Source organism: Hungatella sp. (assembly GCF_046966825.1).
Genome location: NZ_JBKVCZ010000090.1, coordinates 22,489 through 28,981, shown reverse-complemented (window position 1 = coordinate 28,981; position 6,493 = coordinate 22,489). Strand labels below are relative to the sequence as shown.

At 50.8% G+C, this 6,493-nt stretch carries 8 protein-coding genes; 5 read left to right on the top strand and 3 right to left on the bottom strand.

Features of this window, described 5'->3' with window-relative positions; translation table 11 throughout:
- The 3 genes from ACLTD4_RS22900 to ACLTD4_RS22890 all read right to left on the bottom strand — a co-directional run.
- Positions 1-112 (bottom strand): 4Fe-4S dicluster domain-containing protein (locus ACLTD4_RS22900; protein ID WP_412331580.1); only part of this gene is annotated, 112 nt, incomplete at its 3' end.
- Positions 113-127: 15 nt separating this feature from the next.
- Positions 128-553: an ATP-binding protein gene (locus tag ACLTD4_RS22895; protein WP_022030802.1), complete on the bottom strand. Its 426-nt coding sequence runs from the start codon at positions 551-553 to the stop codon at positions 128-130.
- On the bottom strand, positions 553-900 hold the full coding sequence (locus ACLTD4_RS22890; RefSeq protein WP_002604563.1) for a DRTGG domain-containing protein: 348 nt from the start codon (positions 898-900) through the stop codon (positions 553-555). The genes ACLTD4_RS22895 and ACLTD4_RS22890 overlap by 1 nt, the downstream gene beginning before the upstream one ends.
- 387 nt (positions 901-1,287) lie before the next feature.
- On the opposite strand from ACLTD4_RS22890, the gene ACLTD4_RS22885 reads away from it, so the two are divergent.
- Genes ACLTD4_RS22885 through ACLTD4_RS22865 form a run of 5 tightly spaced genes read left to right on the top strand, consistent with a single transcriptional unit; the run spans position 1,288 to position 6,315 of the window.
- Positions 1,288-1,782 (top strand): complex I 24 kDa subunit family protein, encoded by a 495-nt coding sequence (locus ACLTD4_RS22885; protein WP_002604564.1) that lies wholly within the window; start codon positions 1,288-1,290, stop codon positions 1,780-1,782.
- Between the two features lie 10 nt (positions 1,783-1,792).
- Positions 1,793-2,350: a sensor histidine kinase gene (locus tag ACLTD4_RS22880; RefSeq protein ID WP_002604565.1), complete on the top strand. Its 558-nt coding sequence runs from the start codon at positions 1,793-1,795 to the stop codon at positions 2,348-2,350.
- Positions 2,351-2,374: 24 nt separating this feature from the next.
- On the top strand, positions 2,375-2,752 hold the full coding sequence (locus ACLTD4_RS22875) for a (2Fe-2S) ferredoxin domain-containing protein (RefSeq protein ID WP_002604566.1): 378 nt from the start codon (positions 2,375-2,377) through the stop codon (positions 2,750-2,752).
- Positions 2,753-2,764: 12 nt separating this feature from the next.
- On the top strand, positions 2,765-4,552 hold the full coding sequence (nuoF, locus tag ACLTD4_RS22870; RefSeq protein WP_117622630.1) for an NADH-quinone oxidoreductase subunit NuoF: 1,788 nt from the start codon (positions 2,765-2,767) through the stop codon (positions 4,550-4,552).
- Between the two features lie 17 nt (positions 4,553-4,569).
- On the top strand, positions 4,570-6,315 hold the full coding sequence (locus ACLTD4_RS22865) for an NADH-dependent [FeFe] hydrogenase, group A6 (protein ID WP_117622679.1): 1,746 nt from the start codon (positions 4,570-4,572) through the stop codon (positions 6,313-6,315).
- The last annotated feature ends 178 nt before the right edge of the window (positions 6,316-6,493 follow it).

The window sequence follows — 6,493 nt, the reverse complement described above, 5'->3', positions numbered from 1 at the left end:
GCGCCTTCCCGTTTCTCACCCTGATCGCCTGGGTCGGACACCGTTTGATGCAGTTAATGCATCCCATGCACAGGTCCGCATCCAGCCTGACTGAATGATAAAATTTCTCCACCTTCTCACCCCCAGATTATACTATCTTCACCACCATCCGGACGGTTGTACCCACTCCCAGCGTTGTGTCAACCTCCAGCACATCCGAATACTTCTTCATATTGGGGAGGCCCATGCCTGCTCCGAAGCCCAAAGAGCGCACTTCGTCCGGAGCCGTGGAATATCCGGCCTGCATGGCCAGCTCTACATCAGGGATTCCGGGGCCCACGTCCGCCAGGATCATCTCGATCTCTTCCGGCGTTATGTTAACCGTAATCTCCCCGCCCTTTGCATGAATCACCATGTTGATCTCCCCTTCATACATGGCAATAGCAACCTTTCTCACCGCGTCAGGGCTCACGCCCATCTGCTTTAGCTTTCCCTTCACATCGCTGCTCGCCTCACCCGCCCTGGTGAAGTCATCCGGCGATATGTGATAGTTCAGAGTGATAACATCATCCATCAGATCGCACCTCCATGAAGCCCCGCTGAATAAAGCATTCCACAGGCCGAGAACATCCGGTGGCCGGTGGCCATCACAATTAAGTTTCGCTCCCTCGCCATTTCCAGCATGGCATCATCGGGCTTTTTCCCTCTGACAAAAACAAGGCAGACAATATCCAGCATCTCCGCGGTACGGATCACCTGCGGATTACAGAGCCCTGTAAGCAGCACAGAATGATCCTTGGAAAATGCCAGCACATCACTCATCATGTCGGAACCGCAGGCACTCCGCACTTCCACCTCCAAATGATCCTCACCGACCAGCACCCTGGCGCCCAGAATATCCTTTACATCTCTAGCAGTCATACATACACTCTCCTTTTTGATGGTTTTATCACTTCAGCTATGATATTCTTTTTCAATTCATAAGTAGATTATAGTAATTTTTCGAAGGAAAGGAAAGCCTTTTATATAATTTCTTTTATTTATAGAATATTTCAGCTCTCTATCTGTTAAAATTGTACAAAGAACTGGTCCATGTGCGGCCTGCCTGCCGATGCCGAAAGGAGCCGGATTACAGCGTTTTGCTATATCCTACTACTTTTCTATGTATTTAATTGCGAAATCAGTATATTTTTACCTATATATATCGTTATTTTTTTGTCGAATCTCTCCGAACCTATGGATTTTTTCTCAATATCATGGTAGAATGTTAGATACATTGCATAAGCAACAATTTAAGGAGGTTATAAAATGGCTTGCAAAAAACAAGGTGTCCTGTTTAGCGGGACAAAGGAGCAGGAAGCCGCTTTAAAAGAAGTGATTTCCGAGCTTAAAGGCACGAAAGGCGCCCTGATGCCGATCATGCAGAAGGCACAGGACATTTATGGTTATCTTCCAATTGAAGTACAGACCATGATATCTGATGAAACGGGCATACCGCTTGAGAAAATATACGGTGTTGCTACCTTCTATGCCCAGTTTGCCCTCCAGCCAAAGGGTAAATATCAGGTTTCTGTCTGTCTTGGTACAGCCTGTTACGTCAAGGGCTCCGGCGAGATTTACAATAAGCTGGTTGAGCTTCTTGGCATTACCAACGGAGAATGCACTCCCGATGGTAAATTTTCCCTTGACTCCTGCCGATGCGTAGGCGCATGCGGACTCGCTCCGGTCATGATGATCAACGGCGAAGTTTACGGCAGACTGACACCCGATGACGTCCCTGGCATTCTTGCCAAATATGAATAGTTAAAATCCCATGATGACAGAAATTTCTTTAAATGTATTGGATGTAGCGGAAAATTCCACGAGAGCGGGCGCAGCGCTTGTCGCTATCACCGCAGCCGTCGACACTGCTTCTGACCTGCTGACTATCACCATAGCGGATGATGGATGCGGCATGACAGAGGAGCAGGCAGCTCATGTGACGGATCCATTTTTTACGACCAGAAAGACGAGAAAGGTAGGCCTTGGCATTCCCTTTTTTAAGTATGCTGCAGAGAGCACCGGCGGAAGTTTTACCATCGACTCAACTCCCGGTGTGGGAACCACGGTCACCGCAGTTTTTGGTCTTTCCCATATTGACCGGATGCCGCTTGGAGATATGAACGGAACGATAGAGACGCTCATTACATGCCATCCGGATACGGATTTTCTCTATACATACCGCTATAACGATGCGTCATTTGTACTGGATACCAGAGAGTTTCGGGAAATTTTAGGGGATATCCCCTTTGACACTCCAGAGGTATCCGCCTATATCAAGGAATATCTGGCAGAAAACAAACTTGAAACAGATGGTGGCGCGGTCATTTAGACCGGCCGGAATTGGAGGAATAACATGAAGACTCTTGAAGAATTAAAAGCAATCCGAGAGAAGATGCAGAGTCAGGTCAGCATGCGCGAAGAAGACCACGCACGCACCCGTGTACTGGTTGGTATGGCAACCTGCGGAATCGCCAGCGGCGCAAGACCTGTTCTTAATAAACTTTCCACACTCGTTCAGGAAAATAACATGACAGACCGTTTTTCCGTTACACAGACAGGCTGCATCGGCTTATGCCAGTATGAGCCCATCGTCGAGATTCTCGAGCCTGGTAAAGAAAAAGTAACTTATATCAAGATGAACGCCGAGAAAGCGGAAGAAGTATACAAAGAGCATCTGATCGGCGGTCATATTCTGGAAAATTACACGCTGGGTTCAGCTGACATTAAATAAGGAGGAAACAAGATGTATCGTTCACATGTATTAGTTTGCGGCGGAACGGGATGTACTTCCTCCGGAAGCCAGCAGATTATGGTAGCATTAAGAGAAGAATTAAAGAAGCAGGGACTGGATGAGGAGGTTTCCGTCGTTCAGACAGGCTGCCATGGACTCTGTGCCCTTGGCCCGATTATGATCGTTTACCCGGATGCAACCTTCTACGCCATGGTCAAGGAGGAGGACATTCCTGAGATCGTAGAAGAACACTTATTAAAGGGACGTCCTGTACAGAGACTTCTCTATGATGAGACGGTTACGCCATCCGGCGTCAAGTCCTTAGGAGACACCGATTTCTATAAGAAGCAGCACAGAATCGCACTGCGCAACTGTGGCGTCATCAACCCGGAAGTCATCGAAGAGTACATTGGTACAGGCGGATATCAGGCCCTCGGCAAGGTTTTAACCGAGATGACTCCGGACGATGTAATCCAGGTTCTGCTGGACAGCGGTTTGAGAGGCCGCGGCGGCGCCGGTTTCCCGACCGGACTCAAGTGGAAGCTGGCTAAGGGCAACGATGCAGACCAGAAGTATGTCTGTTGTAACGCCGACGAGGGCGACCCCGGCGCGTTCATGGACCGTTCCGTTCTGGAAGGTGATCCTCACGCAGTACTGGAGGCCATGACCATCGCAGGCTACGCCATCGGCGCTTCCCAGGGTTACATCTACGTTCGTGCAGAGTACCCGATCGCCGTACAGCGTCTGAAGATCGCCATTGACCAGGCCAGAGAGATGGAACTCCTGGGCGACGATATCTTCGGCTCAGGCTTCTCCTTCAATATCGATTTAAGACTCGGCGCAGGCGCATTCGTCTGTGGTGAGGAGACTGCCCTTATGGTATCCATCGAAGGCAACCGAGGCGAACCGCGCCCGCGTCCTCCGTTCCCGGCACAGAAGGGTTTATTTGGCAAGCCAACCATTTTAAATAACGTAGAGACCTGGGCGAACATTCCTCAGATCATCTTAAACGGACCGGAGTGGTTCTCCTCCATGGGAACCGAGAAGTCCAAGGGAACGAAAGTATTCGCTCTCGGCGGCAAGATCCATAATACCGGCCTTGTAGAAGTTCCGATGGGAACCACACTGCGCGAGATCATCGAAGAGATCGGCGGCGGAATCCCAGGCGGCAAGAAGTTTAAAGCGGCTCAGACCGGCGGACCATCCGGCGGATGTATCCCGGCAGAGCATTTTGATATTCCGATCGACTACGACAACCTGGTTGCCATCGGCTCCATGATGGGTTCCGGCGGTCTGATCGTTATGGACGAAGACGACTGTATGGTCGACATCGCCAAGTTCTTCTTAGAGTTCACGGTTGAGGAATCCTGCGGTAAGTGTACCCCGTGCCGGATCGGTACGAAGCGTATGCTGGAGATCTTAGAGAAGATCACCAAGGGCCAGGCTACCATGGCTGACCTCGACAAGCTGGAAGAATTATGTTACTACATAAAGGCCAACTCGGCCTGCGCACTTGGGCAGACAGCACCGAACCCGGTACTTTCCACATTACAGTACTTCCGCGATGAATACGTAGCCCATATTGTAGATAAGACCTGTCCTGCAGGCGTTTGTAAGGCTCTTCTCTCCTATCATATCGATCCTGAGAAGTGTAAGGGCTGTACGCTCTGTGCAAGGAACTGTCCTGCCAACGCAATTACCGGTTCCGTCAAGAATCCGCATGTTATCGATGGCGATAAGTGTATCAAGTGCGGCGCTTGTATGGAGAAGTGTAAGTTTGGCGCTATCTACAAGAAATAATGGAGGGAGAACGTATCATGGAGAATATTACAATTAAAATCAACGGCATGGAAGTCAGCGCTCCAGAAGGCTCCACCATTCTGGAAGCAGCAAGACTCGCCCATGTTGAGATACCAACTTTATGTTATTTAAAAGATCTTAATGAAATTGCCGCCTGCCGTATGTGTACAGTTAAGATCAACGGCGGCAAGCTGGCTGCGGCCTGTGTTTACCCGGTGAGTCCGGGCCTTGAGGTATGGACCAACACGCCTGACCTCGTAGAATACAGAAAAAAGACGCTCCAGCTGATTTTATCCAACCACAACCGTTCCTGTTTATCCTGTGTCCGCAGCGGAAACTGCGAGCTGCAGACCTTATGTAAGGAGCTGGGCGTGGAAGACAGCGATTACTACGATGGAGAGAAGACTCCGTCCTGTATCGATGAGAGTGCGGCCCACATGGTCCGTGACAATAGCAAATGTATCCTCTGCCGCCGCTGTTCCGCTACCTGTGAAAAGGTACAGGGAATCGGCGTCATCGGCGCCAATGAGCGTGGTTTCGCCACCATCATCGGTTCCGCATTCGATATGGGCCTGGGCGAGACCAGCTGCGTATCCTGCGGCCAGTGTATCGCAGTCTGCCCGACAGGCGCTCTCTATGAGAAGACCTGCATCGACGACGTAGCCGCCGCTATCGCAGATCCTTCCAAACACGTCATCGTACAGACAGCTCCGGCAGTTCGTGCGGGACTGGGCGAGGAATTCGGCTATCCGATCGGAACGAACGTAGAAGGCAAGATGGCTGCTGCGTTAAGAAGAATCGGCTTCGACAAAGTATTCGACACCAACTTCAGCGCCGACTTAACGATTATGGAAGAAGCGCATGAATTTATTGAGAGAGTTCAGAACGGCGGCACGCTGCCGATGATCACCTCCTGTTCACCAGGATGGATCAAATACTGCGAGCACTATTTCCCGGATATGACAGAGAACTTATCCTCCTGCAAGTCCCCGCAGCAGATGTTCGGCGCTATCGCCAAATCCTACTATGCGGAAAAGATGGGCTTAAAGCCGGAAGATATCGTATCTGTCAGCGTTATGCCATGTACCGCGAAGAAGTTCGAGATCGGCAGAGACAACCAGGATGCCAACGGCTGCCCGGATGTAGATTACTCCATGACGACGAGAGAGCTCGCCAGAATGATCAAGAAATTCGGTATCCGCTTCAACGAGCTTCCGGATGAAGAATTCGACGCTCCGTTAGGCCTTGGTACCGGCGCGGCTGTCATCTTCGGCGCAACCGGCGGAGTTATGGAAGCGGCCTTGAGAACGGCTGTCGAGACTCTGACCGGCGAAGAATTACAGAAGCTTGACTTTACCGACGTACGCGGCACCGAAGGCATCAAGGAAGCTACCTACAACGTAGCCGGCATGGATGTGAAGGTTGCAGTCGCCTCCGGCCTCGGCAATGCCAGAGAGCTCTTAAACAGAGTAAAATCCGGTGAGGCAGACTACCACTTCATCGAGATCATGGGATGTCCTGGCGGCTGTGTAAACGGCGGCGGCCAGCCCCAGCAGCCAGGCTCCGTCCGCAACACCGTAGACATCAGAGCCCTGCGCGCCAAAGTATTATACGACGAAGACGCAGCCAAAACCATCCGTAAGTCCCACGAGAATCCTGCAATCAAGGAACTCTACGAGACCTACCTCGGCAAACCAGGCAGCGAAAAAGCGCACCACCTGCTTCACACGACTTATGTAAAGCGAAAAATCAATGAAGTTTAATTTATAGTGTCTTAACCCAGACCGTCCCTTTGCCCAACTAAAGAAGGCCAAAGAGACGGTCTGTTTTTTTACCAGATTACATCTGGCGCCCTTCCCCTCCCGGAGCCAGTACACAGCCCCAGGGCCTGCGGAGAGTCTGAGGGCGTCCCCACTGCTACTTCTAAAACTTCATAAGAAT

Coding starts and splice junctions, on each gene's coding strand:
- ACLTD4_RS22895 (WP_022030802.1), bottom strand. CDS start 553: ATGGATGATGTTATCACTCTGAACTATCACATATCGCCGGATGACTTC.
- ACLTD4_RS22890 (WP_002604563.1), bottom strand. CDS start 900: ATGACTGCTAGAGATGTAAAGGATATTCTGGGCGCCAGGGTGCTGGTC.
- ACLTD4_RS22885 (WP_002604564.1), top strand. CDS start 1,288: ATGGCTTGCAAAAAACAAGGTGTCCTGTTTAGCGGGACAAAGGAGCAG.
- ACLTD4_RS22880 (WP_002604565.1), top strand. CDS start 1,793: ATGATGACAGAAATTTCTTTAAATGTATTGGATGTAGCGGAAAATTCC.
- ACLTD4_RS22875 (WP_002604566.1), top strand. CDS start 2,375: ATGAAGACTCTTGAAGAATTAAAAGCAATCCGAGAGAAGATGCAGAGT.
- nuoF (WP_117622630.1), top strand. CDS start 2,765: ATGTATCGTTCACATGTATTAGTTTGCGGCGGAACGGGATGTACTTCC.
- ACLTD4_RS22865 (WP_117622679.1), top strand. CDS start 4,570: ATGGAGAATATTACAATTAAAATCAACGGCATGGAAGTCAGCGCTCCA.